34 protein-coding genes are annotated in these 26,783 nt (G+C 64.3%); 6 read left to right on the top strand and 28 right to left on the bottom strand.

Annotated elements, in window-relative coordinates:
- Positions 1-124: 124 nt before the first annotated feature.
- From PARN5_RS0111645 to PARN5_RS0111635, 3 genes are all read right to left on the bottom strand, one after another.
- Positions 125-385 carry a hypothetical protein gene (locus PARN5_RS0111645; protein WP_017999950.1) on the bottom strand — a complete coding sequence of 87 codons (261 nt, stop codon included), beginning with the start codon at positions 383-385 and terminating at the stop codon, positions 125-127.
- A gap of 87 nt (positions 386-472) precedes the next feature.
- Positions 473-1,099: an SOS response-associated peptidase gene (locus PARN5_RS0111640; protein ID WP_017999949.1), complete on the bottom strand. Its 627-nt coding sequence runs from the start codon at positions 1,097-1,099 to the stop codon at positions 473-475.
- A 1-nt stretch (position 1,100) separates the two neighbouring features.
- Positions 1,101-1,388 (bottom strand): hypothetical protein, encoded by a 288-nt coding sequence (locus PARN5_RS0111635; protein WP_026155366.1) that lies wholly within the window; start codon positions 1,386-1,388, stop codon positions 1,101-1,103.
- 172 nt (positions 1,389-1,560) lie between these two features.
- Between PARN5_RS0111635 and PARN5_RS22020 the strand changes: the two genes are divergently transcribed.
- Positions 1,561-1,806, top strand: a complete 246-nt coding sequence (locus tag PARN5_RS22020) for a DUF982 domain-containing protein (RefSeq protein ID WP_017999947.1) — start codon at positions 1,561-1,563, stop codon at positions 1,804-1,806.
- 72 nt (positions 1,807-1,878) lie between these two features.
- Here PARN5_RS22020 and PARN5_RS0111620 read toward each other — a convergent pair whose 3' ends face one another.
- Together PARN5_RS0111620 and PARN5_RS22015 are read right to left on the bottom strand one after the other, a co-directional pair.
- Positions 1,879-2,277, bottom strand: a complete 399-nt coding sequence (locus PARN5_RS0111620; RefSeq protein WP_017999946.1) for a hypothetical protein — start codon at positions 2,275-2,277, stop codon at positions 1,879-1,881.
- A gap of 2 nt (positions 2,278-2,279) precedes the next feature.
- The gene (locus tag PARN5_RS22015; protein WP_017999945.1) at positions 2,280-3,104 is read right to left on the bottom strand and encodes an N-acetylmuramidase domain-containing protein; all 825 of its coding nucleotides are present in this window, start codon (positions 3,102-3,104) and stop codon (positions 2,280-2,282) included.
- 113 nt (positions 3,105-3,217) lie between these two features.
- Here PARN5_RS22015 and PARN5_RS22010 point away from each other — a divergent pair, with 113 nt between their 5' ends.
- A complete protein-coding gene (locus tag PARN5_RS22010; RefSeq protein ID WP_017999944.1) occupies positions 3,218-3,634 on the top strand; it encodes a BLUF domain-containing protein in 417 nt (138 codons plus the stop codon).
- A 76-nt stretch (positions 3,635-3,710) separates the two neighbouring features.
- Here PARN5_RS22010 and PARN5_RS0111605 read toward each other — a convergent pair whose 3' ends face one another.
- Positions 3,711-3,992 carry a hypothetical protein gene (locus tag PARN5_RS0111605; protein ID WP_017999943.1) on the bottom strand — a complete coding sequence of 94 codons (282 nt, stop codon included), beginning with the start codon at positions 3,990-3,992 and terminating at the stop codon, positions 3,711-3,713.
- Between the two features lie 433 nt (positions 3,993-4,425).
- On the opposite strand from PARN5_RS0111605, the gene PARN5_RS0111600 reads away from it, so the two are divergent.
- Complete coding sequence (locus PARN5_RS0111600) at positions 4,426-4,635, top strand: hypothetical protein (protein ID WP_017999942.1); 210 nt, start codon at positions 4,426-4,428, stop codon at positions 4,633-4,635.
- Positions 4,636-4,861: 226 nt separating this feature from the next.
- Here PARN5_RS0111600 and PARN5_RS23480 read toward each other — a convergent pair whose 3' ends face one another.
- The 3 genes from PARN5_RS23480 to PARN5_RS0111585 all read right to left on the bottom strand — a co-directional run bounded on the left by PARN5_RS23480 (position 4,862) and on the right by PARN5_RS0111585 (position 7,207).
- Complete coding sequence (locus PARN5_RS23480) at positions 4,862-5,926, bottom strand: Hint domain-containing protein (RefSeq protein ID WP_017999941.1); 1,065 nt, start codon at positions 5,924-5,926, stop codon at positions 4,862-4,864.
- Between the two features lie 493 nt (positions 5,927-6,419).
- A complete protein-coding gene (locus PARN5_RS0111590; RefSeq protein ID WP_036744604.1) occupies positions 6,420-6,656 on the bottom strand; it encodes a hypothetical protein in 237 nt (78 codons plus the stop codon).
- 2 nt (positions 6,657-6,658) lie between these two features.
- Positions 6,659-7,207 carry a lysozyme gene (locus PARN5_RS0111585; RefSeq protein WP_017999939.1) on the bottom strand — a complete coding sequence of 183 codons (549 nt, stop codon included), beginning with the start codon at positions 7,205-7,207 and terminating at the stop codon, positions 6,659-6,661.
- A gap of 87 nt (positions 7,208-7,294) precedes the next feature.
- On the opposite strand from PARN5_RS0111585, the gene PARN5_RS0111580 reads away from it, so the two are divergent.
- Positions 7,295-8,137 carry a DUF3800 domain-containing protein gene (locus PARN5_RS0111580; RefSeq protein ID WP_017999938.1) on the top strand — a complete coding sequence of 281 codons (843 nt, stop codon included), beginning with the start codon at positions 7,295-7,297 and terminating at the stop codon, positions 8,135-8,137.
- A gap of 252 nt (positions 8,138-8,389) precedes the next feature.
- On the opposite strand, the gene PARN5_RS0111575 is transcribed toward PARN5_RS0111580, so the two are convergent.
- From PARN5_RS0111575 to PARN5_RS24195, 9 genes are read right to left on the bottom strand one after another with little or no spacing between them, the layout of a single operon-like run.
- Complete coding sequence (locus PARN5_RS0111575) at positions 8,390-8,653, bottom strand: hypothetical protein (RefSeq protein WP_017999937.1); 264 nt, start codon at positions 8,651-8,653, stop codon at positions 8,390-8,392.
- Positions 8,650-8,970: a hypothetical protein gene (locus PARN5_RS0111570; RefSeq protein ID WP_017999936.1), complete on the bottom strand. Its 321-nt coding sequence runs from the start codon at positions 8,968-8,970 to the stop codon at positions 8,650-8,652. The genes PARN5_RS0111575 and PARN5_RS0111570 overlap by 4 nt, the downstream gene beginning before the upstream one ends.
- Entirely contained in the window at positions 8,967-10,511 is a 1,545-nt protein-coding gene (locus tag PARN5_RS0111565) for a hypothetical protein (protein WP_157403975.1), read from the bottom strand. The genes PARN5_RS0111570 and PARN5_RS0111565 overlap by 4 nt, the downstream gene beginning before the upstream one ends.
- A 12-nt stretch (positions 10,512-10,523) precedes the next feature.
- Positions 10,524-11,981, bottom strand: a complete 1,458-nt coding sequence (locus PARN5_RS23865) for a hypothetical protein (RefSeq protein ID WP_017999934.1) — start codon at positions 11,979-11,981, stop codon at positions 10,524-10,526.
- On the bottom strand, positions 11,982-12,260 hold the full coding sequence (locus PARN5_RS0111555; protein WP_017999933.1) for a hypothetical protein: 279 nt from the start codon (positions 12,258-12,260) through the stop codon (positions 11,982-11,984).
- 57 nt (positions 12,261-12,317) lie between these two features.
- The gene (locus PARN5_RS0111550) at positions 12,318-12,857 is read right to left on the bottom strand and encodes a hypothetical protein (protein ID WP_017999932.1); all 540 of its coding nucleotides are present in this window, start codon (positions 12,855-12,857) and stop codon (positions 12,318-12,320) included.
- Complete coding sequence (locus PARN5_RS21995; RefSeq protein WP_017999931.1) at positions 12,854-16,315, bottom strand: phage tail protein; 3,462 nt, start codon at positions 16,313-16,315, stop codon at positions 12,854-12,856. Before PARN5_RS21995 ends, PARN5_RS0111550 begins: the two co-directional genes overlap by 4 nt.
- A gap of 3 nt (positions 16,316-16,318) precedes the next feature.
- Positions 16,319-16,747: a hypothetical protein gene (locus tag PARN5_RS0111540; RefSeq protein WP_017999930.1), complete on the bottom strand. Its 429-nt coding sequence runs from the start codon at positions 16,745-16,747 to the stop codon at positions 16,319-16,321.
- 43 nt (positions 16,748-16,790) lie between these two features.
- On the bottom strand, positions 16,791-16,979 hold the full coding sequence (locus PARN5_RS24195) for a hypothetical protein (RefSeq protein WP_157403974.1): 189 nt from the start codon (positions 16,977-16,979) through the stop codon (positions 16,791-16,793).
- A 237-nt stretch (positions 16,980-17,216) separates the two neighbouring features.
- Here PARN5_RS24195 and PARN5_RS23470 point away from each other — a divergent pair.
- Both PARN5_RS23470 and PARN5_RS23465 read left to right on the top strand, forming a co-directional pair.
- A protein-coding gene (locus PARN5_RS23470; protein WP_085999836.1) for an IS5 family transposase occupies positions 17,217-17,998 on the top strand; the annotation gives its coding sequence in 2 pieces (ribosomal slippage) (positions 17,217-17,559 and positions 17,559-17,998; 783 coding nt in all).
- A gap of 27 nt (positions 17,999-18,025) precedes the next feature.
- The gene (locus PARN5_RS23465; RefSeq protein WP_157403973.1) at positions 18,026-18,598 is read left to right on the top strand and encodes a DUF4145 domain-containing protein; all 573 of its coding nucleotides are present in this window, start codon (positions 18,026-18,028) and stop codon (positions 18,596-18,598) included.
- A 47-nt stretch (positions 18,599-18,645) separates the two neighbouring features.
- Here PARN5_RS23465 and PARN5_RS0111525 read toward each other — a convergent pair whose 3' ends face one another.
- The 10 genes from PARN5_RS0111525 to PARN5_RS22870 form a co-directional block, all read right to left on the bottom strand.
- Positions 18,646-19,263 (bottom strand): hypothetical protein, encoded by a 618-nt coding sequence (locus PARN5_RS0111525; protein ID WP_017999929.1) that lies wholly within the window; start codon positions 19,261-19,263, stop codon positions 18,646-18,648.
- Between the two features lie 3 nt (positions 19,264-19,266).
- The gene (locus PARN5_RS24190; RefSeq protein ID WP_026155364.1) at positions 19,267-19,902 is read right to left on the bottom strand and encodes a hypothetical protein; all 636 of its coding nucleotides are present in this window, start codon (positions 19,900-19,902) and stop codon (positions 19,267-19,269) included.
- Complete coding sequence (locus tag PARN5_RS24870; RefSeq protein ID WP_017999927.1) at positions 19,902-22,268, bottom strand: phage tail length tape measure family protein; 2,367 nt, start codon at positions 22,266-22,268, stop codon at positions 19,902-19,904. Before PARN5_RS24870 ends, PARN5_RS24190 begins: the two co-directional genes overlap by 1 nt.
- A gap of 6 nt (positions 22,269-22,274) precedes the next feature.
- The gene (locus PARN5_RS0111510) at positions 22,275-22,550 is read right to left on the bottom strand and encodes a hypothetical protein (protein ID WP_017999926.1); all 276 of its coding nucleotides are present in this window, start codon (positions 22,548-22,550) and stop codon (positions 22,275-22,277) included.
- A gap of 38 nt (positions 22,551-22,588) precedes the next feature.
- Positions 22,589-22,957 (bottom strand): hypothetical protein, encoded by a 369-nt coding sequence (locus tag PARN5_RS0111505; protein ID WP_017999925.1) that lies wholly within the window; start codon positions 22,955-22,957, stop codon positions 22,589-22,591.
- A 9-nt stretch (positions 22,958-22,966) separates the two neighbouring features.
- Entirely contained in the window at positions 22,967-23,392 is a 426-nt protein-coding gene (locus PARN5_RS0111500) for a phage tail tube protein (RefSeq protein WP_017999924.1), read from the bottom strand.
- Between the two features lie 61 nt (positions 23,393-23,453).
- Positions 23,454-23,885, bottom strand: a complete 432-nt coding sequence (locus PARN5_RS0111495; protein ID WP_017999923.1) for a hypothetical protein — start codon at positions 23,883-23,885, stop codon at positions 23,454-23,456.
- Entirely contained in the window at positions 23,885-24,211 is a 327-nt protein-coding gene (locus PARN5_RS0111490; protein ID WP_017999922.1) for a hypothetical protein, read from the bottom strand. The genes PARN5_RS0111495 and PARN5_RS0111490 overlap by 1 nt, the downstream gene beginning before the upstream one ends.
- Positions 24,211-24,543: a DUF2190 family protein gene (locus PARN5_RS0111485; protein ID WP_026155363.1), complete on the bottom strand. Its 333-nt coding sequence runs from the start codon at positions 24,541-24,543 to the stop codon at positions 24,211-24,213. Before PARN5_RS0111485 ends, PARN5_RS0111490 begins: the two co-directional genes overlap by 1 nt.
- A gap of 76 nt (positions 24,544-24,619) precedes the next feature.
- Positions 24,620-26,776 carry a head maturation protease, ClpP-related gene (locus tag PARN5_RS22870; RefSeq protein ID WP_081614955.1) on the bottom strand — a complete coding sequence of 719 codons (2,157 nt, stop codon included), beginning with the start codon at positions 26,774-26,776 and terminating at the stop codon, positions 24,620-24,622.
- Positions 26,777-26,783 lie beyond the last annotated feature (7 nt).

Here is a 26,783-nt window from a genome sequence, read left to right as displayed (position 1 = left end):
CGGCGGGCAAATCCCGAGGATAGAAGGTGATCGGCCGATCCTTGCAGCGCCAACACGTCACGATGATATGCGTTGTCCCTGGCTCGAAAAGCAGGCGGTGACGAACCATAGAACCGCGCTACGCCTACGCTTCCAGCGGCGGATAGCCCAAAACCTTAACCGCCAGGTAGGTATCATCGACAGCCTCGGTCCTGATGCACTCGATCTCGGCGGCGCTTTTCCCGAGCTTGATGATGTCGGCCACCCAGCGGCCCCGGCCGATCTGGCGGACCTCCTGCACCTGGCAGCCCGGAATGACAGCCCGCAGCTCTTCGGCGATCAGATCCTCTTCAGTCGCATCAAACGCAAGCGGTCGACAGGTGGCATCTATCATCGATGCGCCCATGGCGTGGCTCTCCTATGATTCTCGCAGCTACTAATGAGAACACAACAAGAACATAAATGCGAGTCGTCATGCGATCACGTCTCAGCCTCAGGCGGCAGCCTCGGGCTCGATCAGCTCCGGTCCGTCGCTGGCCGCGCCGAACTTGGCGACGGGGTGGTGCCGCAGCTGGACGCCAGCGCCGATCTCGGGATCATCGCTGCCGGCCATCCATGCGTCTCGCTCCTCAGCGTTCAGGATCACCGGCATGCGGGTATGGATGTCGGCCACGGTGGCATTGGCCGGCCGGGTGACGATGGTGCAGGTCAGCACGCCATTCCAGCGCGAGGCCAGGCCGGCGAACCACAGGGTCTCCTCGTTGCCCGCCCCGGTGATGAAGTGCGGCTGCTTGCTGCCCTTCTCGCCGGTCCACTCGTAATAGCCGGCGGTCGGGATCAGGCAGCGGCCATAGCGCCACGGCCCGCGAAAGGTCGGTTTGGTCGCGGCGTCCTCGATCCGGGCGTTGAAGGTGGCGGCCTTCCAGTCCCTCAGCTCGCCCTTGTGCCAGGATGGCACCAGCCACCAGCGCGCCATTTCGCCTTGCGGGGCGTGCTTGGTCACCACCAGCACGTCCTGCGTCGGCTTGATGTTGTAGCGGCGCGGCATCGGATCGATCCGCGTCTGCGAGATCTCGAAATCCGTCCCGCGCAGGTTCGGGTCCACGAAGCGTCCGCACATATCAGCTATCCTGTGCCAGCGCGCGGGCGTCGATCATCTCCCGCGACCAGTCGTCCCGCGTGGATTGGCCCGCCAGGCGCGCGGCGGCATCCATCAGGCGGTTGATGCGCTCGACAGCAGCGGCACGTTCGTCGGGCGCCATCTGTTGGGCGACTGACCCCCAGTCGGCCCGGGCGACACCATCGGCAATCGCCCAGGCGGCGTCGCGCATTGCTTCCTCGGCCGCGACAGCAGCCGCTTCGGAAACCTGCCGCTGCTGCCCGAACATCAGGGGGGAATTGCTGATCATGGGCGCCTCCATTGGAACAGAGAAGGAACAAATTACGCCAATGGAATCCTAGAGTCGATTCCCATCACGCCGAAACGCAAAATGGCCCCCGCCCCGGCGAACCGGGACGGGGGCAAGCGGAACAATCCCGCGCGCGGTGGGTTGCGAGGCGTCAGCAATGCGAGGTGGCGAGATGCCGAGTACGAAAACGATCAGGCCAGTCACCTATGAGGAGGATATCGGGCGGTTCCGGACCGTGACCGACGCGCGCGGCATGGGCGCCGCGCTGCTGGCGCATTGCGACCAAGGCGACCCCGACTACCAGCTGGCCGTGCTGGCCTGCCTCGGCCTCGACCGCGGCACCGCCGATCCCGAGCGGGCGCGGGCGGATTTCGTGGCCGCTCTGACGGCCGCCGGCGTTTTTATTCGGGAGCCGTGATCCAGAGCCCAGCGGACTGCAGCCCGATCACCGACCACGCCGCCAGCCCGGCCGCGACCATGAGCCAGGCAATCATACCTTGGCACCGGCCCGGCGGAGTGCCTCGGTCAGCGCATCCACTGCGCTGCCGGTCACGTCCTTGACCTTCTCCGCCGCGACCTGCTCGAGCTTTGCCTTGGCCAGGTCGGTCAGCACCTCATGGGACGCCCCGAGATTGCCGATGGCATCCGGTACGCTCTGGCGGATGTAGCTGAGGATCAGGTCGATGGCCGCCTTGCCGTCCAGTTCGTGCCGCAGCGCGAGCCGCGCGCCGTTTAGCAGCGCGGATTGCAGCGCCTCGCGGTGCTTGGCCTCGATCTCGATGCCCCATTTGCGGCGCGCGGCAGCGGCGGCCCAGCCGATGATGCCCGTCAGCACCAGGCCGAGCAGTTCGAGGACGTGCGGCATGGCCGCATTGATGATGGTCTGCATGGTCACTGTCCTTTGTCGAGAGCGGCCCAGGTGATTGGGCCAATGATGCCGTCCTGCTTGAGGCCGGCGGTTTTCTGGAAGGCGATGGCGGCGGCTCGGGTGTCCCGCCCGTAAATCCCGTCGACACCGCGCGGGTCGAACCCCAGCGCCAGCAGCTGGAGCTGCGCCTGACGCACGGGCTCGCCGCGCGAGCCGAGACCGATCTTCGGCTGGTTCGGGGCCAAGGTGTCGGGAATTGCCTGCCAGCGCTTGAAGGCGGCGGCCAGCTTGGTGTGATAACCATGCGTGACATAGCCGGCGCCATTGTAGCCGCGGGCGAACGCCGCCCATTCGTGCCGCCGCATCTCGTCGTCCAGCCCCTCGCTTTCGATGAACCGGATCATTGCCTCTAGGCCGGCGGTCTCGCTGTGGCAGAAAGCCTCGACCATGTCGCCGGCCGAGGCAAAGCCGGCCGCACGGTGGTTGAAGCCCATGATCTGCCCGAGGCCCCAACTGGCCGAGCGCAGCGCCGCATTGGCGTCGATCTTGATCGCCAGCGCCAGGCGCGGATAGCTGTCCTTGGGATAGGAAGCGGCGCCCCATTTCGGATAGGCCAGCCCGGTCGAGACAGCCGTGGTGCGCTTCGGCCCCTCGCCCAGCTCGCGCCAAAACACATGCGGCTCGAACAGCATCTTGGGTCGGCCCTGGCTGTCGAAGCCCCCGCCCGAAGTTTCAACCTCGATCACGGCGCGGACCTCGTCCTCGCCGACTTCGATCAGGCGGCCGACGCGCGGCACATCGATATCGGTGAGCCGCGTCGCGCGGCCCTTGAACCCAGCTGGATACATAGGTTTCTCCAATGAAAAAGCCCCGCGCGGTGGCGGGGCGGATTGGCGTTGAATAATTCGAAGATTTCGGGCTAGACCTCGCCGGATGAGCTTCTCATCTTGCGAAGGCGGCCATGAACCAGGGATTGATCACGGTGCTGTACCGGAGTGTGGCCAAGCTGAAGCAGCACAGCCGCGCTGAAACAGAGATGATCGAGCAGGCGAGGGCGAGCAACGCACGGCTCGGCATCAGCGGCTTCCTCCACCGCGAGGACGACGTGTTCTTTCAGGTTTTCGAAGGGCTGGCCGACGCCGCTAACGCGCTCCTAGGACGTATCCTGGCCGACAGCCGGCACACCATGATCGAGGTCCTGGAGCGCCGGCCGATCCTCGTCCGGGCATTCGACGGCTGGACGATGGGCTATTCCACGAAAGGGGACCGCTCGATGTTCGATTGGTCGGTTGCTAAGGGCATTCCCCTTCGCCCCGTCGATCCAGCCGATATAAGATCGTTCCTCTTGAGCCAAGCGCAGGCATCAGAGCACTCTTAAGAGCGCGGCCCGCGCGGCCATGTCACAGTGTCTGCCGGTCTTTGATGATCTGCCCGGGCTCTACATGCGCTGCTGATCACCACCGCGGCAGAAGACGGATCTTCGTCGGATGCAGCCATGCGCGCCACCATGGCCAGCGAGACCGCTCCTCCTCTGGAATCATCTTCTGACGGCATTTCAGGGCGCAGAAGAACGCCACCATCTTCATGGCGCTGAACACGATGTTGATCAGCCGGCCCCGGGTGGCCTCGGACCAGGACGCGGCGAAATCCGGAACCCAGAGCCGCATCAGAGGCAGCGACACATCCCAGTAGAGGCCGCGGGCGATGATGGCGCCAGCAAGGATGGCGAACCCCATGGCGAACCACCATGTCGCACTGTTCAGTTCGCGAAAGCTGGCTCGAAAGGCCCAGATCACGGCGAGATAGCCGAGCGTGTTGATGATGGCGAGCGCGCCGGATGATGTTTTCAGGGTTCACAAGCGCAGTTCCTCCTTCGGTCGTTTGGCCCGCTGTGTCAGGTATGTGACGCAGGGCCGCGCCCGGCGCGCTATGAAGAGGGAGAGGCGGGCGTGTGGTGGCGCCCGCCGACCCTCAGGTGACAGCCCCGCTCGGTCGGAAGAGATTGTCGTGACCTGAAAGAAAAAAGCCGCCTCCCGATCCATCGTTCCGCAAGCGTCTCAGGAGCATAAGGCCGACGATCATCTACAGCCATCGGTCGTCATCTACTTTGCGCATCTAGCGTCTTGCGTAGGATGACTGATAGTTGCTCGGGCTCAAGAGAGAATCGCCATGCCAGACCACGACCCCGCCGCCAAGGACACCGAGGACGCCCTGCGCGCCGCGCTGCTGGACGTGCTGGTGAACATGGGGTCAGTGCTGCTGACGACGCCGCTTGGCCAGGCAGAGGCAGCACGGGCGCTCTTGGACCAGGCCGAGCGTGCGCATCCGGCGGTGGCCGAGGTGTTCAGGGAGGCGGCGGAGAGGGTGAGGGGCGGCTGACCTGCGCACCGGCAGGGTTCCGCGACACATCAACAGAAAAAACAAGTTGATAGCCATACGAGCCCGCGCCAGTATGCAAAAGTAACAAAGGCCAACACGCTCTGCTTGATTACCCTTTGTTACGGCGCATTGCTAGGCCGCTCTTGTGCAACTCGCTTGTGAGCCATGGAGCCGAGATGGTAGCCTCCCCGAGCCAACTCGGCCCGAGGAAGCTGCAGATCTTCGATCAGGCAACAAGCGCTTGGCGGTTCTGCGCGTGGCGGGCCGCCATCGTCCGGCCCTGCCGACCCGACGAAAGCTCTCTCGCAGCCACCGGCATATAGTCTTCCTGCGCAAACTCCGGGAACAGCGCCAGGATTTCCTCGCGTGCGGCGACGCCCACCGATTTCAGGGCCTCGGTGCCGGTATAGAGAGACTCGCTCTCGGCTCCATTGGAGACGACGACTTCGTGCTGGTCGAACAGGATGTGGAAGTATTCGACCTCCGCGACATCATCGGCTACGTCGATACCGTCGATTGCGACAAGTTGCTTGGCCGCGACCAGAACCTCGTTCACTCCGAACATGCGCTGTGCGATCCGGGAGCGGACAAGGATCCGGTGCTGCGGCGATACGAGGAGGTCGGTGCTCGGAATCGCCTTGCCGAGCGCGCCGGCTTTGATGCGGATCGGGCGCAGGTGCGGCTGCGCTTGCAGGCGATCAGCCGTCACCAGCGTCGAACCGATCCAACGCACGGCCTGCTGGCCATGGTCCTGCGTGAGCACCATGTCACCGACGCTCAGCGTCTCGATCAGTTCTTCGCCACGAGGCGTGCGGATGGCGGTGCCGCGCGTGAAGCAGGCCACCAGAGTGCTGTAGTCGACAGTGCCGTTGTAGTCGTTATCGCCGGTCGAACTCAGCGAGACGACATCCCCGGCGCTGACCTTGATGGTCGACGCCCAGTAGTAGTCGCCGACCTGTCCACCAAGGTTCTCGTTGGATGTGCCGGAGTAGATCCGGATGGTGTAGGCAGTGCCGGTTTCGCCGGTGGTCGAGTTGACAATCGTCTGCTTGAAGACGCTCCGGACAACCTGCCCAGCGGATCCGAGGCCAAGAGCCGCGGCCAGAACCTGCTCACCATCAAGGTCCAGAGATTCTTCGGGACTGTTGCTTTCGTCTTGCAGGACCGGGTCGTTGTCCTGAATCTGCATGACATCCACAGCGCTTACAGCGAGATTCTGGGCTCCACCGAGGAACCAGTTGGGTTGGCCGATGGCCGCGTTAGAGAAAACATTAAGCGTGTAGACAGGCATGGAAATTCCCAATGTCAGAGGTTGGGCGAAGTCAGGTTGATACCGAACGCGCTGTCTGCGGTGCTTAAGGATTGCACGTTAAAGTTGTCAACGATTATTAACGGCTGTCCGTAAGGACGGGTGAGTGCGACTGTGCCATCACCCGGACCCTATCTGACGCACAGGCTCGATCAAATCTTTGAAACGCAAAAAGCCGCCCCCCGGTGTGAGCCGAGGGGCGGTCTTCGTGGTGGGTTTAACAGTAGCACAAGAGGCAGCGCGCGCTCGGCTGCCGACCCGATATAACCACAGCATGAGAGAAGCAGCAACTGCGCAACCTATACGGGTCCGAGCAAGGTTGACCAAAAGGGCAACTTCACCTCGCGGAAGCTCTCGTGCAGATTGCAGGGGTCGGTGGCGAGTAGTCCTTTTTCGTGGCGGTAATTGGTTTGTGGTTGCCCCGACCTGATCGGGCGGGCTGTGTGGTGCGGCCGGCCCGATGTCGTTTCAGCGGTCAGGTGACGCCGCCGCCCTTCTTGGCCCAGATCCGCCAGAGCATGCTTGCGCCGGCCGAGGCTCCCCCGCCGAGGAACAGCATGAGTGCCGTCGCCGTCGCATCGGCGACAAAGCGGGTGTCGAAGCAGTAATAGCCGAGATCGGCAGTCGCGGTGATGATGCCGGCCGATGCCAGCATCCCGGCAAAGACGAGCAGAACTTGGCGCAGCACTAGCGCGAGGGCTCCCTTGAGCATGGTCACTGTCCTTTCAGTGCATTGAGGCAGAGTTTCGTTTCAGCCGCGCGCCGGTTGGCCAGGCCCTTGACGGGCTTGCCGCCGGCCTTGTCCCAGCGCGGGAGCTGGTTGCAGGCGCCCTGCCAGTCGCCGGCATTGGCTTTCTTCGCGAGGGTCGAGCCGCAGGCCGCGCCCGTCCCGACGTTGTAGGACCAGGACACCAGCGCCACCTGCACGCCCTCGGGCTGCTGCGGCAGCGCCGGGATGCACCGGGTCAGGCCGTCGCGATAGGTCGCAAGCGCCGCCATCAGCATGTCGGTGCATTGTGCGCTGGTGTAGCGGTCGCCAGCCTTCACGCCGCGCGTCTCGCCGTAGCAGACGGTCCAGACCGGGGGCTTGGCAATGCGGTCAAGGTAGGCCTCGGTGCGCTCGCCTTCCCAGGGTCCGATGAAGATGGCAGCGGCGGCGATGACCCCGGCCGCGCCGGTCGCGCCGGCCGCCTTCTTCGCATTGACCTTGGAGCTGAGCACGTCGGAGAGCCACGCGAACAGCGCGGCGAATGGGTTTCTCATCTTTTCCTCATGAAAAAAGACCCGCGCGGTGGCGGGGCGGATGGGTGGGCCTTGACGAATCTCAAATGGCGCGCATCTGATCACCAGATGAGCGACATCGAGTACGACTATGTTCTATTTATTGATGAGGCGGGCGACGACGGCCTGACCAAGGTAAAGCCTATTGACGCGGACGGGTCGACTGAGTGGCTCGTACTCTCCGGGGTTCTCGTTCGAGCCGAGGATGAGGCAAAATGCAGGGAGTGGCTTGACGACATTCGGACCGATATTGCGAGCTTTCAGGGAAGCACACTCCACTTCCGAAAGCTAAGCCCGATCAAGCAGTTACGAGCATCAGAAATTCTTGCGCGCTTAGATGCTCGCGTGTTCAGCGTCTGTTCGAACAAAAAGAACATGAGAGGCTACCGCAACGAGAGGGCGGCTCAGGCCGGAGGAAAGCAGTGGTTTTACAACTGGGTCACGCGCATCCTCATGGAACGTGCGACGGCCTATTGTTTGGAAAACTCCATGCGGCGCTTTGGTAGGGCAGGAGTAATTAAGGTTCTGTTCAGCGCTCGAGGCGGTCACTCGTATGGCCAGACCAAGGCGTATTGGGTCTACCTGAAATCAAAGGGGAAACCGCTTCTCGCAAAGCACGAGATCAAATTCGAAACTCTGCGATTCAACCTTGTCGACTATGTCCCCCATTATATGCATGCGGGGTTGCAATTGGCCGATATAGCGGCAAGTGCGTTCTATCAGGCGGTCGAGACAAGTTCCCCCAGATGGAGCACATGCTGCGCCAAGGCGCTGAACCCCATTATGGCGAGAGCATCCAAGCAGGTGGTCGACGTCGGACTCGTCCTCCAGCCCCACAAGATTGACCAGATTGGCCTTTCCTCGAGCCAGAGGGAGATTTTCGAATTCTATGGATATGAGTTCCAGAGATAGAGTGCGGGTCCCGGCTTGTGTTGATGAGACGCGATAGGCTGGAATCCGATGTCCAACCGTCCCCCCACCCGCTACATGACTACTGCATGTTGCACCAAGGCCCCGGCGCCCCCGCACATCTAGTGAATCAGACCATGGATTCCACGTCAAGCCCGGAAACCGCCCACGCCAGAGGCGGTCATATGGGGTTGAAGCCGGCCGACGCGACCATCGCCGCACTCGAAGCGCTGGCGAGCGATCTGGCCGTCCGCATCACCTCGGCGGTATCGTCCGGTCGGTGAAGTGCTGGACCGCGCCGCGACCCAGCAGCAGCTTGATATCCCGCTGCATCTCGCGCAGGATCTCGTTCTGCTCGGCCCGGTTGGCGCGCGCCTCGGCACGGTCGTCATGGATCTGGCGTTCAAGTCGCATAATCTCCTTGGAGTTGCTGTTCACCCGGCCTTCAAGTCGGAAGAGCCAGCCGATAGCCGAGACGGCGGCGACGATAATCGCGAGGTATTCCTTGATCTCGTTCATGCCCGGGCCTTCCATCCGGCGATTGCAATGCAGGCGGCGACAGCGATGCCGGCACCCGTGAGCCGCGCGTCATGCGACCAGAGCCCACGAGCCAGCAGGGCGCCACAGGTGAACCCGCAGGCGTCCAGAATGCTGTCCCAGGCATAGAGACGGCGGGCAGCCACAGCCTGCGCCACCTCGAAGGCGACATAGACCAGCACCGCCCACCAGCCAATTGCCGCCCAGCCGGCCGCCCCGAGCGCGGCATGTGCCAGCAACACCGAGGCCCAAGCATAGGGGTCGCGTTGCGCCTCGGGGGTCAGAAGCTCGCGGATCATGCCAACCCCAGTGCAAAGCGGTCATCGAGATAGGCCCGGGCCGCAGCGACGGCCGCTACCGTGTCTCCCCGGCCCGTGACGACGCCAAGAACATCGCCCATCAGACCCTCCAGCGGCACGGCGCCGGAGACTTGGCCCTTGCCGAGATTCTCGACCAGGAACTGCGCCCATGCGTGCGAGCCCGAACCGCTGGAAACGCCATTGATGTAGATGGTCGCAGCACTGGCGCTGACCTCGACCTCGACCAGCATGGGCGTCGTCGGCCAGGTGGCGCGAGTGCCAAGGTTGACGCTTGCCCCGGTTCCGCTCGCGTTGCTCCACAGCTGCGCGAGCTGGCCCGAGGCATTGCTGTTGATGCGCACCTCGAAGCCGTAGGGCGACGATACCGCGCCACCGAAGACGCGCGTCCCGTTGACGTAGGTGCCAATCTGCATGACCCACATCAGCCGCACGCCGATCAGGTCTGCCGGCGCCGCCATGGTCGGCATGCCGGCCGAGGCGGACATTTCCAGATAACGACCGGAGAGCGGGATTGCCGACCCCGACACCGTCGCATCGAACATTGCCCCCGCACCGCCCTGGTTGGCGAGAGCCGTGACCGGCCCGCCGGCCGGCGCCGCGCCATCTGTCGAATGGTGGATCAGAATTGTCGCGCTGTCATAATAGGCTTGCAGCGGGTGTTGCCCCGGCAGCGGTTCCGGGCTGGGCAGCGGATCGGTCGCCGGCAGCGTCGAGGTGTAGCGGATCGAGCCGCCCATGCCGGCGCATTCATAGGCCAGCAGGGTATCCCAGGCCATCTGGTCGATGGCCTCGTCGCCTGTGCGCACGAAGGGGCAGCGCTGCTGGGTCAGGAAGCTGTAGACCAGATAGGACATGCCGCGCGGATAGGGACTGTTGCCCCGGACCAGGTGCAGGCCGTCGCCATAGATCGCATCGCCGTATTCAGCGCGCATCGCCTCGACAAAGGGAAAGGCCGGGATGATCCAGACCGGGCGGCCGGTGTGCGCCTCCAGCCATTCGCGCAGGCCCTGCGAAAAGCCGGTCGCATTGGCATAGAGGTCATAGCGCCCCTGCGGCGGCCAGATGTCCTGGATGATCAGCTCGCCGCCGGCCCGCTGGGCGTCCATCGCATCCCAATAGGCGTTCTGCAGGGTTTCGCGGCCCTGTTCGCTGTCGAAGTCCGCGAAGCCCGGGCCGAACGGGTTGGTGAACTCGGCGATGATGGCCGCGTCCCAGCTATCGTTCAGAAGGTGGCCGTCCAGCGCGCGGATCGTCGCCATCGAGGCATAGCCGGCATAGTCCGACAGCGTGGTGCCGAGCCAATCCGTCTGGAGCACGCCGCCGAAGGGTTCCGCTTCTTCGCCCACCGGCATACCATAGGCGGTCTGCACGAAGCTGTGCCCCGCGAACAGAATGGTGTCGGTGTCGGCGATGGGCACGCGCCCGGCCGGCGCCGCCTCATAGACCAGCGTCGAGCCGAGATAGGCGCGCGCGACGGCATCCCCGCCGACGGCCAGCGCCAGCGGGGTCGTTCCTAGCATGATCGGCATGGGTCAGCCCGTGGTGAAATAGAGGGTCGTGGGGGACTTGCTGGGGATGGCGTCATAGGCCGCCTGCGTCCCGGTCCAGATCGTGACAGAGCCGTTGACCTTGCCATCGAGCGCCGCCTGCAAGCCGGTGGTGTCGCTGATCGCGTGGCTGTGCGCCGAGGGTGCGAAGGTGGTCGGCTTGCCCGTGATGTCGCCCCAGGCGTGGGTGTGGCCGGTGTCCGACTTGCCCGCCAGCGCCGCGGTTAGGCCCGAGATGTCGGCGGTGCCCATCGCCAGCATCGTCTTGACCTGCGCCACGGTCAGATCCGAGGGCGCGGCGGCAGATCCGCCCGCATTGCCCTTGAGCGTCAGGGTCGCCATGTTCGCCAGCTTCTGGTTGGTGACACCCGAGTTGGCCAGCTGTGACGTGCCGACCGAGGCCAGCGTCGCCAGCGTGCCCAGGCCCAGCGTCGTGCGCATGGCCGGCGCATCGGCATCGTCCAACAGCGTGCGGGCGAAGGTCGAGACCAGCGCGCCCTCCAGCTTGGCGTCGAGCGCCGCCTGCAATCCCGTCACGGTGGCGATGGCCTGCGTCCCGGTATGGCTCGCCCGGTCGCGCAGCGCAGCGTCGGTGGCGTTCACGGTCGCCCCGGCCGCGATGCCCGCGAGCTTGGCCTTCTCGGCCGTGGTGTAGCTCTCGCCCGTGAGTGCGATGGTCAGGACATTGTTCGGGTCGTCGTAGACCACCGAAATGCCGGTGCCCTGCACGACCAGGTTGCCGACCATGTCCTCGACCTGCTCCTGGGTCAGGGAGCCGCCCCCGCCGCCGCCCGAGGCGGTCAGGCTCAGCGTGCCGGCCGCGTCGTCATAGCTGACGCTGGCGTTGGTGTGCGTGCCGCCCTGGAACATGGCGGCGATGGCGTCCTGGATCTGCTCCAGCGTCCAGACGGTCGAGGTCGAGGCCTTGCCGTCGAGCACGGCTTGCAGCCCCGACACGTCGGCGATGCCATGGCTGTGGACGGAAGGCGTGAAGGTGGACGGCCGGCCGGTGATTTCCGTCCATGCGTGCGTGTGGCCGGTCGCGGACTTTCCATCAAGGGCCGTCTGCAACCCGGTCACGTCACCGATCGCATGGGCATGCGCGGCGGGGGCATAGGTGCTGGGCTTGCCGGTGATATCGGCCCACGGGTGGGTATGGGCGGCCGGCGCGAAGGTCGCCGGAATGCCGGTTAGGTCCGACCAGGGGTGCTGGTGCGCGGCGGGCGGGAACACGGCCGGCTTGCCGGTCACCGCATCCCAGCTCGGCGAGCCGCCCGCAGCCGCCAGGGCTTCGGGCAGGCCGGCAATCTCGGCAATCGCATGTTCATGGGTCGCGGGCGGAAAGGTGGCGGGCTTCCCGGTCAGCGTCGACCAGGTGATGCCGCCGCCCGGGGCGCCGGGAGGGCCGCGCTTCGAAACGCGAATCTTCACGATCTTTGCCATTCAGCAACCCTCCGAAATGCGGATCATCAATTCGCCTTCAAAGCTCATGCCGCTCCCCCAATCGAGGTAAAGCGAAGCCACGTAATCACCAGCCGCGGCGCTTAACGGCTGGAGATCGACATCCATGCCTTCGTCGATCGACAATGCGATGCAGGTTTCTTGAACGAAAACTCTTAGCTCCCCGGTCACGCCGGTAGAGTCTACGATCTGGTCGTGATCGTCGATCAGGTCGAAATGATAAACATTGCGCGATCCGCGCCTGTGCTCGATGAGCGTCATGCGTCCTCACATAGAGAAGTCTGAACCTGGCCGGCTGCCAACGGATAGGGCGCCGGACTATTCGGCGGGTGGCGGGTCGAGCGCGATGCCGAACAGCGCGTCCAGATCCTCGGCGCTGGTGCCCATCGCCGCAGCCACGTGGGTGATCAGCGGGTCCATCCGCCCGACATCGGTCGAGGACACCCAGGCAAGTTGCAGGTCCAGCACCTCGGCCGGGGTCAGCGTGTTCAGCGCCGACTTGACCGAGGCCGGCAGATACCCGACCGCGAGGTCAACGATATCCGAATCCGAGAAGGCGCCGCCCAGCACCAGGGCGCGCAGGAAGTCGATCTTCGGCGCGCGGGCGGCCTGTCGGATCTCCAGCACATAGGCGGCATATTCGGCCGGCGTGCGCGGGTCGATCCACAGGCCGGCCTCATAGTCGAAGGTGAAGTAGAGCGCGGGGCGAGGCGGGAAGAAATGCACCTCGCCCCCCGCGATGTAGATGTCATCCGGCTCCGTGCCGTCCGGGACCTCGTAGAACGTCTCGGCGGCCGGCGGGGTCGAGGAAATTCCGACCTCGCCGCTGAACGGGTCGATGCTGGCATATTGGGTCATCGTCTTGTCCCTGACAGGGTGATGCGACGGTTCGAAATCGTGAAGTCGTTCGACCCGTAGTCGTCGCTGTCCCAGTGCGAGTTGTAGAAGTAGATCTTGATGTTCGTGGACCCGGTCCCATTCGCCGATCCGAACAGCTGGACCGGGATGGAATAGCGCGCGTTGCTGTTGAGCGAGGTCCGAACACCAAAGCGCTGGGTCGGCTGCTTGACCCCGTCCAGCTCCATGTAGGCGGTCCCCCAGGAGTCGCCGCCCCGCACGAAGCAGGTGAACGCCACCATGTAGCCGCCGCCCTCGAAGTCGGGGACGGTGCGATCCATGACCAGCACAGGGTTGCTCTTGGGATTGGCGGTGGTGATGGTGACATCGCCGCCAAGCGCCCAGGAATAGGGCACATAGAGCTGGTGTGCACCGATCTTCAGCCGGGTAATCGTCGCGTCTTCGATATGCGCGTTCTTGATCACCGAGTTCTCGATCTGCGCCGCCTTGGTAATGATACCCGCAGGCGCCATCAAACCGCCGGTCAGGGTCTCGAACTCGATGTGCCGGGCCTTGAGCGTCCCGTCCACGATCAGTTCGCCGTTCGCCTTGCGCCGCACGATGGGCGAGCCGACATAGGCCCGCCCGGTCGAGGGCGCCGCCACCGTCCAGATGAAACGGCAGCTGGTCGCCTCGGCCGGCGCGACGAAGGAGCCGCTGTAGGTGGTGACGGTGGCAGGGATGGCCCCCTGCGCCGGTATCCGCAGCACCGAGTAGCCGATGAACGAACCATCCGTGCGGCGCCATTGCAGCTGCGCCGTCAGCAGGATCGACTGGCCGGCGCCGTTGCATCTCGCCTGAATGCTGGCGAAATACTCGGCCCCCGCCTCGACCGTCCAGTAGCCCGACATGAAGTTGCCGGTCTCGCCGGCCGACACGTCCGCGAAGGTCCATTTCTCGCCGGTGAAGGCCGGCCCGCTGTTCTGGATCGTCCACCCGCCCAGGTTGGTCCATGCGCGTTCGTCGGCGATGTTGGCATCGGGCACCAGGTTGGTGAAATCCGACACCAGTAGATGCCACGCCGTCACCGCCTGCGCCGCCAGCTGTTCGGTGCCGATGGCGCCTGCCGCGATCTGGCCGGCGATCAACTTGCCGACGATCTGGGTCGCTGCGACCTCGGCCGACCATGCACTTCCCGTCCAGCGATAGATCGTGGCATCGGTGGTGCGATAGATCATATCGCCGACCCGGTTGCCGGTGGTCGGCAGCGTGGCCGATACCTTGGGCACCCGGATGTTGGTCGCGAAGGCGGTCTCATCGAGAATGCCCTGCACGCTCTCCTGGATGAAGTGGATCCAGGCCGAACCGTTCCAGCGATAGAGCCGGCTGTCGGCGGTGCACCAGGCCAGTTCCCCGACCACGTTGCCCGGCACCGACAGGTTGGCGATGATCCGGGTGGCTTTCAGCCCCGCGCTGGTGAACAGCCCGGTCACGCCGCCGACGAAATCCCCGTCATCGAGATAGATGGCCGGGGTGGTGACGTTGGTCCATGCGGTCCAGCTGCTCTTGGGCGTCAGGTTCGAGACCAGCCGCGCCCGCACCTGATAGGTGGTCCGCTGCACCACATCGAGGATGCGCCAGGCAAAGGGTTCGTTGAACGGGCGCTGCACGTCCAGATAGGGGTCGGTCGCGCCGTTCTTGCGCACTTGGATCTGGATATGGGTCACGCCCATCTCGTCGCCCGAGCACGAAACCCGGATCGCGGGGGCGCGGCCCCTGCTGGCGGTGTCGGTGATGGTCTCGGCGGCGACCGCAAAGCCGGTGATGGCCTGCGTCCACGGCCGCACCACGACCGGCGTCACCACCGTGGTCGGCAGTTCGAAATCGCTCGACCAGTCGTAATCGCTCGGATCGACCTCGCGCAGCGTGACCAGCACGTTCATGCCGGGCATCTTGTCGACCGTCTCCACCAGGAACAGCTTGTTGAGATAGCCATTCCGCTCGCTCGACCAGGACACCATGTCCACCAGCGGTTCCAGGGCATAGGCCTCGGGCGGCAGGTAGAACTGATGCAGCCGCATGCGGCGGTAGTCCCGCATCTGGGCGCGCATCAGGCGCTGGACCTGCCGGCGGTAGGGCGCCGCCGGATAGCTGAGCGAGGTCGGCAGGTAGCGCCCGCCGTCCGCAGCCGTGGCGGCGGTGTCGATGTATTCCGGCGCGTCCTTGGTCGACCACTTCTCGGCCGGCTCGGGATAGGTCGCCGAGAGGGCGTTGTAGGTCTCGCCCAGGCCGTTGAACGGCTTGTAGCTCTGTCCCTCGGTGATCAGGATCGACTCGTCGGTGAAGGCGAAAACCGCGGCGCCGGGCAGGCCGACGATGGGTTTCAGCATGCCGCCGACCTCGGCGAAGCGCATGTTCGCCGCGCGGCCGATTTCCTCCAGCACGTCGGCGGGCGTCATGTCGGCGCTGATCTGCAAGCCGCAGCGGAACGCCGGTTCCGTGCCGCCACCCGCAAGGTTTACGGTCGCGTCGCAGGCGTTCATGGCCGCGAACCACTCGGCCAGCGGCAGCCGCCAGGCCGGCAGGTTGCGGCCGCCGAAGATCCATTCGCTTCCGAAATAGATGCCGCGCGCGATGTTGTAGGCGATGACCGCCGGGTTGCGCGTGGCCTCATAGGTCGCGCGGTTGCCCCAGCGATGCGCGCCCGAGCCGCCGGCCGTGCTGTCCTTGCGCGGGTCATACATCGGCAGCGGTGCCGGCTGGAACAGGTAGCTGGGCTTGCTGGTCAGCGAGTCCGAATCGTAGCGCGTGGTGACGATGGCATAGGCCTTGCCGGTGCCGATCATGGCCGAGGTCCAGGGATAGTCCTCGGCAGACCCGAAGGCCCATGTCAGGAAAGGATCGGCAGCGGCCTGGGTGCCATCCACCCATTTGACGCAGATCCGGTTGCCGTCATCCGACAGGTTGGTCAGCACCATGCCCATGTCGATGGAGCCACCGGGGACGGTGGCGGCCTCCGCCCAGCCCGACTGCTGGCCCGGCTGGAATGTTCCGGTTGCATAGGCTCGCAGGCCGTTCGGCGTGCCGGCCTCGTCACCGACCCAGATCCCGCCATAGCCTTGCGGCAGGCAGGAGACCTCGATGACCTCGGTGACGAAGCGGCGGTTCTTGCCCCAGCCGGCGACGTATTTCAGCTTGCCGGCCGTGGCGTAGTCGCCGACGACAAAGGTCAGCGGCGTGTCGTCGCCGAAATCCACATCGAACTGCACGTCGACCTTGGGCTTGTCCGCCACCGCCTTGGCGATGGCCGAGGACAGCAGGTTCGCGCCCAGGCCAATGGCCACGCGCAGCAGGGCAGCCGCGATGCCGCCCGCCTTGAGCGTGGCGCCGACCCAGGCGACCGCAGCCATGACCGGCCCGGCATGTGCAGGCCCGGCGATGGTGGCGACCATCACCGCAAGAAACAGAATTTTCAGCATGTCTTATCCGACTTTGAAGGCCCGGATCATGTCTTCGCGCGGGCGGCGGCCGTGGCCGGCTTCGGTGAGGACGATCAGGCCCGAGGCATCCACGACGCACAGGGCCTGTTTCAGGGGGCCATCCGCCTCGATCACGCCGATATCGCCCACATCCGCGAAGGCGGGCGGGACTTCCGGCAGCAACGAGGCGACCAGATCGGCCAGAGCGGCAAATCCGGCCTTGTGCAGCGCGCGTCTTGCCCCGGACGGGCTGACATAGCGCCCGCGCCAGGGCTGGGCGATATCCTGTCCGGTGACAGCCAGCACGGCCCCGGCAGCAAGGCCCAGGGCGCAATCCTGCGAGCCCCAGGTGAAAGGGTCGCGGCGCTGGCGGTCCATCTCGGCGGCGAAGCGAGCCCGCCAGTCAGGCAAGCGCATGAGGGTCTGGGTCATGAATACCTCAAAAGCATGAAAACGCTGTCACTCTGTTGGTGCGTTACACCTGCGCTTTGCGTTCTGTTAAAATATAATCAACTAGCCCCAGAACCACCGAGCGAGGGTCGGCATGCGCAACAAAGTCCAGCATTGCAACCTCCAGCACGATTCGGTTGGCAGCATGACTCTCGATTACCGCGCGGATAGTATCAGACGACACGTACCAAGAGCGATTCGGTGATTCATTCATGCTAACTGCCTCCATAGTTTGCCCCCATTGCAACAAGACTGACCTCGCGACCTTCGCTGAGCTTGCTGAGTTCGGGCCGCGCGAAGTTCTCCCCGAGGCGGCCGCTAAGGCTGTTATCGACACAGAGAGGCAATTGTATCAAAAGAGTACGCATGCAGATGTCCTTCCTAGGTCGTGTTGACAAAAGGGATTCCTCTGGCAGTCGTCCTATGATTCAAGCTCATCTCTACGTGGGAGATGAACTTGGCACGCAACCTGATATCCGACGATGAGTGGACCTTCTTCGAGGGCTTCATTCGTGCCGTCCGGCACCCTAACGGGCGGAAACCTGCGGACCATCGTCTTGTTCTGAATGGTATATTCTGGATCGCAAGGACTGGTGCGCCATGGCGCGATCTGCCCGAAGAGTTTGGCAAGTGGTCCTCGGTCTACCGTCAGTTCCGCCGCTGGACTTTGGCGGGACTGTGGGAGGATATCCTGGATGCGCTGAACCACGCTGGGATCGCGCCAGACAAGCTCCAGATGGTTGATAGCACTGTGATCCGCGCCCATCATCATGCGGCGGGCGCAAAAGGGGGACTCCGAAAGAGGCTCTTGGCCGTTCGAGAGGCGGCTTCTCGACCAAGATCCATCTCCGCGTCAACGGCGCAGGCCTCCCGATGAGGACCGAGATCACGCCGGGGCAGGATTCCGACTACACCGGCTATGATATGGTGATGGCCGACAACCTGCCGCAACCAGCAGTTCTGGTCGCCGACAGGGGCTATGACTCTGATAAAATTCGGGAAGACATCGAGAGCCGCAACGCCCTGCCCATGATACCGATGCGAAGGAACCGAAGGGTGCGCAAGGCTGTCGACATGACCATCTACACCCTGCGCAACATGGTCGAGCGCTGCTTCAACAAGCTGAAAAATAGCCGCCGCCTTGCAACCCGCTACGACAAAACCGCCGAAAGCTTCCTTGGCTTCGTCGACGTCGCCTGCATCAGGCTCTGGCTCCGCCATTTGTCAACATGACCTAAAGGGCAAAGAAGCAGACCGATATTGGACGATCTTTTGCCAATAGCCGGCATCCTGATCTGTCAAAAGTGCTATTATCCGATACTTGCCGTGTTCGAGGCGACCCGGATAGAATTAATAAACCACACAAAAGAACTTCGAAAGATTGGCACAACCAGCAAGGCGAATTCACGATTCAGCATGGACGAGCTTCGTCTTTTTCCTGAGCCAAAATCTCCGCAGAGCCATTCATCATGGCCAGACCGTGTTCAACGATTGGTCCCTGATATAGAGCGGATGATCCAACAAGGATTTGACCCGAGTATTCCCATTTCAACATCCAGAACCGTGATCGACCTCTGCACGAAAGACTTGGGTGGAGAGGGGAAGTCCATTTTTGACAGGATAAATGATCTGCTTGCCAAAGGAATAATCACAAAACCTATCGCGGACTGGGCGCACAAAGTCCGGTTGTTAGGCAGAGATGCTACCCATGACGCAGACGGTACCGTTGAAGAAGTGGCCGAACTCGTCAATTTTATCCACTTCTTCCTCAAGGCTGCATATGAACTGAGCGATGATATCGCCAAGGGAATTTCAGAGAGTGATGCTCGCTAACCCTTGGTAAGCTTGCGGCAAGCTAATCTGTCGTTCGTTCCATCTCATCACCCCTGCTTATACCACTGGACGTTGCGCGAGCCGATGGTGCTGGCGTATTCGCTGAACCGATCCCCGGCCGCGCGGCGCTTCTGATGCGCGTCCGAGGACTTCGCCGGATTGGTCGCGGTCAGCTGCACCATCAGTTCCGAGCGCACCGAAAAGCTGATGCCGCCATCGCCGCCGAAGCTCGGCGTGCTGATCGGCCCCTCGTCCACGATGCCGACCCATTGCAGTTGCGGCGCGCTGACGAAGGCACCGCCGATCATGCTGGTGGCGTGGATCTCGACATAGGCCAGGCGCGGATCGGTTCCCCGCGCGAGTTCCTGCGCCGCATCGGCGATCTGCGACAGGGTGACGGTCACCGGGTTGTCGCTCAGGTCGCCGACATATTGCAGCCCCTCGATGGCGAGGTTGCAGCCGCCCATGTAGAGCTGGCTTTCGTTCCCACCGCCGGGCAACGGGGTCGTCAGCGTCAGATCCTCGTCGCCCGACCAGAAGCCCATGGGCACCTCAGCCCCGGTTGTCCGGTCCTTGGGCCTGATCCAGAAGAACCAGACCGGCGCAATGCCCTGGTCGCGCGCGCCTTGCAGGGCCGCGAGGAAATTCGTGTCATAGGTGCGCATGGTTCAGGTCTTTTGCAGCAGGATCAGCGAGGCGCCCTGCGACAGGCGCCCCGGAATGTCGGTGAAGGGCGTGAAGCCGCCCGGCGGGACAATGGCCTTGAGGCGCGGGCGGGCCATTTCCACCGGCGCCCCGGTCGCAATGCTCTGCGGCAGGTAGGGCATGATGGCGATTTGCGCCGTGACGCCGCTGCCGTTGGCCGTGACCGTCTCCGCGAACTCGGCGAAGAAATACCGGCCCGAGCCCCACGCGATGCTCATGCGGTCGCCTGCCGTGACGCGATAGCCGGCAGGCAGCCCGGCCAGCGCAATGGCCGTCCGGTCGGCATTGATGCTGTTCACCGTGATGGACCCGCCCGGGGTGCCGCCCGAGGCGGGGCGATAGCTCTTGTCCTCGAACAGGAACTGCCGCCGCATCCCGTCCAACGCCCGTATCTTGGCGCTGATTTCGGCGGCAGAAGCGCGACCAGGAACAATCAAGGCCACAGAGATCTCCCAAAGGGGCGGCGCCATCCTCGCGATCCAAAATCGCCCGTCACCTGATCCAGACTGCTCGTCGAAACGACGCAAAGAGAAGGTCAGGCTTTGGTGTCGAAGAATATCGGACAGGAAGGCCAAAGGATAAACATCTGCGAGCGCCATCAGCGGTTCTTTCTCGGGTTGACCTGGTATTGCTGGACCGTGGGCTTGATGCTGGCGCTGACGGCCTTGCCCATGTTCGCTGAGGATTGATCCGCGATCTGGGTCACCCGCGCATCGAAATAGGGCGACTTGTCGATTTCAACCAAGATCACCCCGCCACCGACCGACTGGCCCTTCGTGCGATCAATCACCGTCTCATCCGGGTGCATCATCGCCAGGAAGCCTCCCTTTCCATCCAGACCACCCGCGCGAGGGCCGGGACCGGTATCACCGCCGCCGTCGAATGATTGCAGGTCCCCTATGCCTTTGATGATGGTAGAGCCCCACGATGTGCTTCCGATCAACCCGAGCATGCCTTTGGCGAACTGGACCTTGGCAATCTGGGCCAGCAGTTGCTCCAGCGCCTGCATGGCGGCATCCTTGCCGTCGAGTATGGAACCAAAGAAGTCGCGCGCCGTATCGGTCCCCCTTTCGGTGGCGGTGCGGATGCGCTCCAGGGTCTCTTCGGCGGTGATGTTCGCCTCGGCCCATTCCTTGACCTTGGCCTTCATCTCCTCGGTGATCGGGACGCCGGCTTTCTGCGCGGCGTTCAGCAGCTTCTGCTCCTCCTCGATCACGGCCAGCGCGTGTTCCCAATCGCCGCCGGCCGCCGTCACCTGCGCGATGGCCTCGGCCTGGCGCTGATAGGCCTCGGTCTGGGACTGGATATCGGCCGTCGCACGCTCGAACTCATTCGCCCGCTCGCGCTTTGCGCCCCGGCGCCCGCGGCCGCCGCGACCAGAACCACCGCCACGGCTCCGGCGCGGCTCAGTGATCAGGCCCGACCATTCGTCCTGCAACGACTGATCGATATCGACCTGATCGAGATGCCCCTGCAACTCCACGTCGGACATCCCGAAATACTGCGAGCCGAACGTATCGCGACCATTCAGGATTTCCTGTTTCCGGGCAGCGATCTCACCCGCGCGCCGTGCCTCCAGGGCGCTGCCGCCCGCTTCGCGCACCGCCCTTGCAGCATTGATCTTCGCATTCATGATCATGCCGCCGCCGATCGAAGCGATCAGCGAATAGGCTCCCTGCAACTCGGCATTCACCTGCGCCATGGCATCCGCCCAAGCGAGCGTCTGGCTTTCGTTGTCATGCAGCGCGCCCAGTGCGTCGTAGAGCGACTCCTTTTGCTCATCGGTGATGTTCAGCGATTCGATGGCAGCGACCTGCTTGGCATATTCGGCGTCGAGCTCGGCCTGGCGCACCTCCACCGATTCCTTGCCATGTTCGGCGACCAGCTGGTTCATGTAGAGCTGCTGCTCCAGCGTCCCCAGCATTTCGGTAGCCTTGGCCGCATCGGCGGCGCGGATCTCGGCCCGCTTCGCCTCGCCCTCCAGCAAGGCGCGCTGAAGCGGCACCATCTGCTCGTTGATGGCATTCAGCGCCGATTCGTCGGCGCCGGCATCCTTCAGCGCGTTCAGCTGCGCGGTGTAATCGTCCAGATGCTGGCGCAGGCCAATCAGATAATCGTCGAGGCCGCCATCGGGCACCGGCTGGCTGACATAGGTATAGATGTCGCGCATCGTGTTGCCGAGGCTTTCGGCCAGCGCGAGATTTTCCCGGCTGATGCCACCGACACCGAACAGGGTGTCGCTCCAGCTCGACTTGAACCCGAGTTTGCCAGCGGCCTCCGCCAGGTTGGCCGAGGCAATGCGCCCGGCGCCATCTATCCCGCGATCCCCGAAAGCATCGAAGCCCATGTCCGAATAGGCCTTGGCAAGAATGCTCGATACCGAAGAGCGGGTCTTCTCGGCCTCGATCAACATGATGCGTTGGGCGATATCAGCGCCGCGCTGCGCCTCTTCGCCGTATTTCTTCTCGGCCTCGCCCGTGTATAGCAACGACAGGCTCAGCGCGTCGTTATAGGTCGACATGCTGTCCTTGAGCTGGTCGAAAGCGCTTTTGGTCTTCTTTGCCTCCTCCTTGGCCGGCATGAGCCATTGGACCGCCGCGGCACCGAAGCCGATCACGCCGATTGTGGCCAGCGAGACCGGGTTCAGCATACCGACGAAGGCCGAGCCGAGGGCCCGCAACGCGCCGACTCCACCCCCCATCTGGCTCAGCACCTGGCTGATCTGGGTGCCCTGCTGAAGGGCCAATTGCAGAGGGCTCTGCCCCGCGGCCAGCATGACGCCGATGTCGTTGAACTGCGACACCAGGTTGGCATTGGCGCCAGCGGCCGAGCGCAGTTGGGCGCCGGCCCTGGTGGCCGTATCATTGAGACCTGTGATTTCGGTCTTGGCCTTGCCGATCCCGGCAGAAAAACCGGCCGTATCCAGACCAAGCGTGGCCTTCAAGACACCGACATTCGTCGCCATGCCTCATCACTCCTGTTCGGATGCGCCCCATACGGCCGCCAGCACGCGCAAGGCCGTTTCCTGCTGTTCCGCGCTTTGCGCCCCGCGCTCCTCGGCCGTCTCCGGCCGGAAGAACTCCTCGTATCGGGGCAACTTCCCGACCATGGCGGCGCCGGTCAGCGCGGCCGTATTCCAGGCGCTGCGGTTGCGCATGGTCATTTCGATCTTCAGGCGAGCGATGGCCGCATGCATGTGCACCGCATAGAGGCGCGGCGTCAGCGCCCAGAACCCATCGGGCGGCAATCCCGCCGCGATGTAGTTCCGGTAGAGCTTTACGATGGTTATTTCGCCCGGCGCCTCTTCGGGCGACGACGCTTTCCCTGCCGCCCGCCTTCCTTGGGCACGTCGCCCTCCTCCGGCATCGAGGCCTTGATGGCCCGCACGAAGGCGTCGGGGTTCGCATCGAGAATCTCGCCAGCGAGCTCGAGCGTTACCGTGCCATCATGCGCCTTCAGCCCGCCATAAATCAGCGCCCGCAGATCACGGGCGCTGACCAGCCCGGCCTGCAAGCCGCCGGCCGCCAGCATGTTGAGCATGGCGAAGCCGTTCTTGCCGGTCTCGTCCTCGAAGGTGCAGAGCGCGGCGTAGTTGATGGTCAGCGCATAGGAGCGGTCGCCATGGCTCAGCGTGATCTTTCCTTGCAGGTTCATGGCGCGTCCTTACGGGGCCGGAACGGTGACGATCAGCGGCTTGCCCGAGGGCTTGATCGTGACAGAAGCGGAAAGCTTGCCCTCGGGCGACACCTCGCCCGGCTTGAACTCGGTCACCACGCCGGCGAATTGCATCGCGACCGTTCCGGACGGGAAGAGGATCTGGAAGTCGCCATCGCCAGCCTCGAAAGCCGCCAGCAGCGGATCGGACGGAGCCGGAATCCAGTTCACGTCGAAGGTGCAATCCGAGCCGGTCTTCAGTCCGGCGATGAATTCGGCATAGGCGTCCGGGCTTTCGAGATGGGTCGCGTCGACCGTGTTGCGCGACCAGCCGGCCGGCGTAATGCGCGTGACTTCGGCCACGGCGGTATAGGTGGCACCATTCTTGATGCCGAACCGGCTCCCGAGACCGATCTGGGCGTTCGTTGCAGGCATGATCAGCCCTCCTTGTCGAAATGATGGGGCCGCGCGGCATGCGCGGCCCGGATTGGCTCTGTCAGGGGGTGTCCGGCAGGGTGGCCTCGGGCCGCACGCTGGCGATTTCGAAGGTCATCACCAGCGTGCCGACATTCCGGGCGCCATCGGTATTGCTGACAAGCGAGGTCTCGCGCAGGAAGCAGAAGCGGTTCTGCGCCCTGATCGCCGCCAGAACGACCGCCTCGATTACCTCGCTGTCGTCGTCGAGGATGTCCTCGACCTCATCGCCGCCCTTGCGCCGCACGGCCACCTGCATCAGCGTCTTGCGTTCGGTGCTGGTGAAACTCTCCATGCGGCTGCTGTCCTGCGGTGTCAGCACGCCGATCACCGGCAGGCTTTCCGCATCGATCGCGCCCGGCCAGACCTTGGGCGCGGTGAAGGCGGCGAAGCGGGGATGCGCGATCAGCGCCGTTCGCGCCAAGGCGCGCGCATCCGATCGGTAGTGACCCATTACACCTCCACCAGCTGGCATTCGCAGATCAGGAAAGCATCCGACGCCGGCGAACCTGTCGGATGCACCACCATCACCTGGAACGTCCGCCCGTCGGGAACGGTGATCCGATCACCGCGCCCGACCTCTGCGGCCAAGTCCCGCCGGACGCGCCAGGTCGGCGCATCGATGCGGACGATCTGGCCGTCGGCCCCGTCGACCTCGAGCGGGGTTTCCCGGAACATCGACATGATCGGTCGGGCGCTCCCGCCTCGCGGCAGGAAGATAACCGGATCTCCGAACACGTCCGACAGGATGCCGGTCATGCCGTCGAAGACGCTGGGCATCAGCGGATCGCGCCGTCCAGCAACACGATGCCGGAGGCCGACGGGTTTGCCGCGACCTCCACGGCCGCACCGATCAGGGTGTTGCCGGAAGCGGTCGTGGTCACCAGCTTGGCCGCCGCATCCCAATAGACCTTGGCGCCGGCCGTCCAGGCCTGTGCCGAGGTCTTCGGCAGCTCGAAGACACCGCGCCGAACCAGAACGACCGGCTCGCCGACATCCGCGTCGCCCTGCGCCACGCCGAAAATGGCACCGACAAGAACGCCTTCGCCGCCCGAAACCTCGGCGGGGGCCGGAACGGTGATATGCTCACCCGGTTGGACCCAGTTTTTCATGTTCATACCTTTCGCAAAGGGGGGAAATGACGAAGGGCGGCCGAAGCCGCCCTTTCGTGCTTGGATCGAACCCGGCTTACGCGCCGTTGTTCTTGTAGGCGCCGCGGAATTCGACGGCGGCGGCACCGAAGATGTGCCGCGCGTTCATCGTCACGGCATCCGGATTCATGCCTTCGATCGTCTGCACCGTCGGCGCGTTGTAGCCTTCAAGATAGGCATGCGCGATGGGCGGCAGATCGCTGGAGATCAGATACCAGGCGGCGTCCGACCCGCCCGCCGCGGCGCCGAGGTTCGGCACCACGCTGGGGGACAGCGAGGACTTGTAGGGGTTGACCTTGCCGTCCTCGGCCGGGGTGACCGCCGTCGCGAACTGCAAGGCAACCAGCTCGAGCGCCGGCGGAACGATCAGCCGGTCGGGCTCGACCTGCATGAAATCGTCCTTGTCCTTGGTGCCGAAGGCGCGCTGTTCCCACATCGCCTTGCGCGCCGCTGCCACCGAGGCGGCCGAGATCGCCGCTGCCGCCGCGCCCGCACCCAGGTTGCTGTGGCTGGCGTGAAAGAGGGCGATGTTGTCCGATTTCAACGTGGCGTTGGACCGGATCAGCGCCCAGACCATGGAGTTTTCCATGCTGCGGGCAGCCATGGCGAATTCCGTCGGGATGCGCTGGAACGCGCCCATATCGTCGTTCACCACCGCCTCGAAGGTCAGCTTGATCGTGCGACCGCGGCGTTCGACCTTCAGGCCCTCGGCCTCGTCAGCGAGGGTGGCCGACTGGTATTCGCCGTTCTCGGCCACCGGTTTCAGCGAGAAATCGCCGCCGAAGCGAACCGAGTGCAACTCGCGGAAATCGGTGGCGGTCAGGGGGGAGCCCGTGACCAGTTGCCAGGTCGCGGCACGGCGCTGATAGGCGGCCTGAAGGCTGCGGTTCATCACCTCGGTCGTGATATACGCGAAATCGCTGACGCCGAAGGCACCGCCCATCATGGTGGTGGCCCGCATCCCGCGGCGGACGGTCTCGGAATCGTTGAAGCCGCGACCGGGACCGGCAAGCTCCATGGCAAGGTGGCGCAAGCGCATGCCGCGGAACTGCTGCGCGGGGCCATCCGCCTGTCCCATCATGGCGCCGATCATGCCTTCCATGCGGGTTTCGGTCTCGTCCCGGGTGATGGTCGCCCGCGGCCCGCCCGAGCGCCCGGCGGGCTCGGCCGCCGCCATCGTGGCCATGAACCTGGCGCCGGCAGCATCGGCCGTCACGCCTTCGTCGATCAGGGCATCGACATCAACCTGCATCAGCCGGCCCGAGGTCACGAAGGGCGCGGCCATCTCGCGGATGGCACGGGCGCGGGCGCGGTCGGCGGCAACGGCCTGATCCACGGCCGACCCGCGCATTTCCGGCGTGGTGGGTGCGGCAGGTGCGGGATTGGGCACCTGCATGATCGTGGGCGCATCGGTGACTGCGGGCGCGGGGGCCGCCGGCGCGTCGGTCGGGTTGTCTTTGGCCATCGCGGCCTCCTTTTGCAAATTGCCGCGCGCGGCGGCGGGGGATTGATCGGGCCTGTCGGCCCGGTCCTTTTTCTGCTTGGTTGCGGCGCTGACGCGGGCCAGGAGCGTATTGTTGCCGCCCATGAACATCGCCTTTGCGGCATCCAGCGTTGCAGTGGCCGGCGCTTCTGCGTCGGCGCCGGCCACGCCGTCGGCGAACCCTTCGGCGATAGCCGCTTGCGGGCCATACCAGGTCTCGGCCTTCATGATTTTCCGGGCATCCTCGGGCGTCTTTCCCGAGGCGGCGGCGTAGACAGCCGCATAGGTCGAGGCGATCACCGCCAACTGGTCAGCGGCGCGGCGCGTCTCTTCCTCATTGCCCCAGACCCCACCCGACGGATCATGGATCATGATGTGCGATCCGGCCGACATCAGCCGTTGGCTGCCTGCCATAAGGATCAAGGAGGCCGCCGACGCCGCGAGCCCCTCCACGATGATACGGCAGCCGCCGGGATGGCTGGCCAGCATCGCGCGGATCTGTTCACCCGCGTTGACATGCCCGCCGACCGAATTGATGCGGACGGTGACCTGCCCTTCGCCCAGCTCGGCGAGCGCTTGCCGAACCATGCTGGGCGCGAAGAACACGTCCTCGTCCCACATCCAACTGACCCACGAATCGTCGATCACGTTGCCGCTCAGGATCAGCTCACCATTCGAAATCAGATCACTGCCCGTCTTCATCCTGCTCATCCTTCTG

This window comes from Paracoccus sp. N5, from assembly GCF_000371965.1.
Lineage (GTDB): Bacteria > Pseudomonadota > Alphaproteobacteria > Rhodobacterales > Rhodobacteraceae > Paracoccus.
This window is presented reverse-complemented; position numbering and strand designations above follow the sequence as displayed.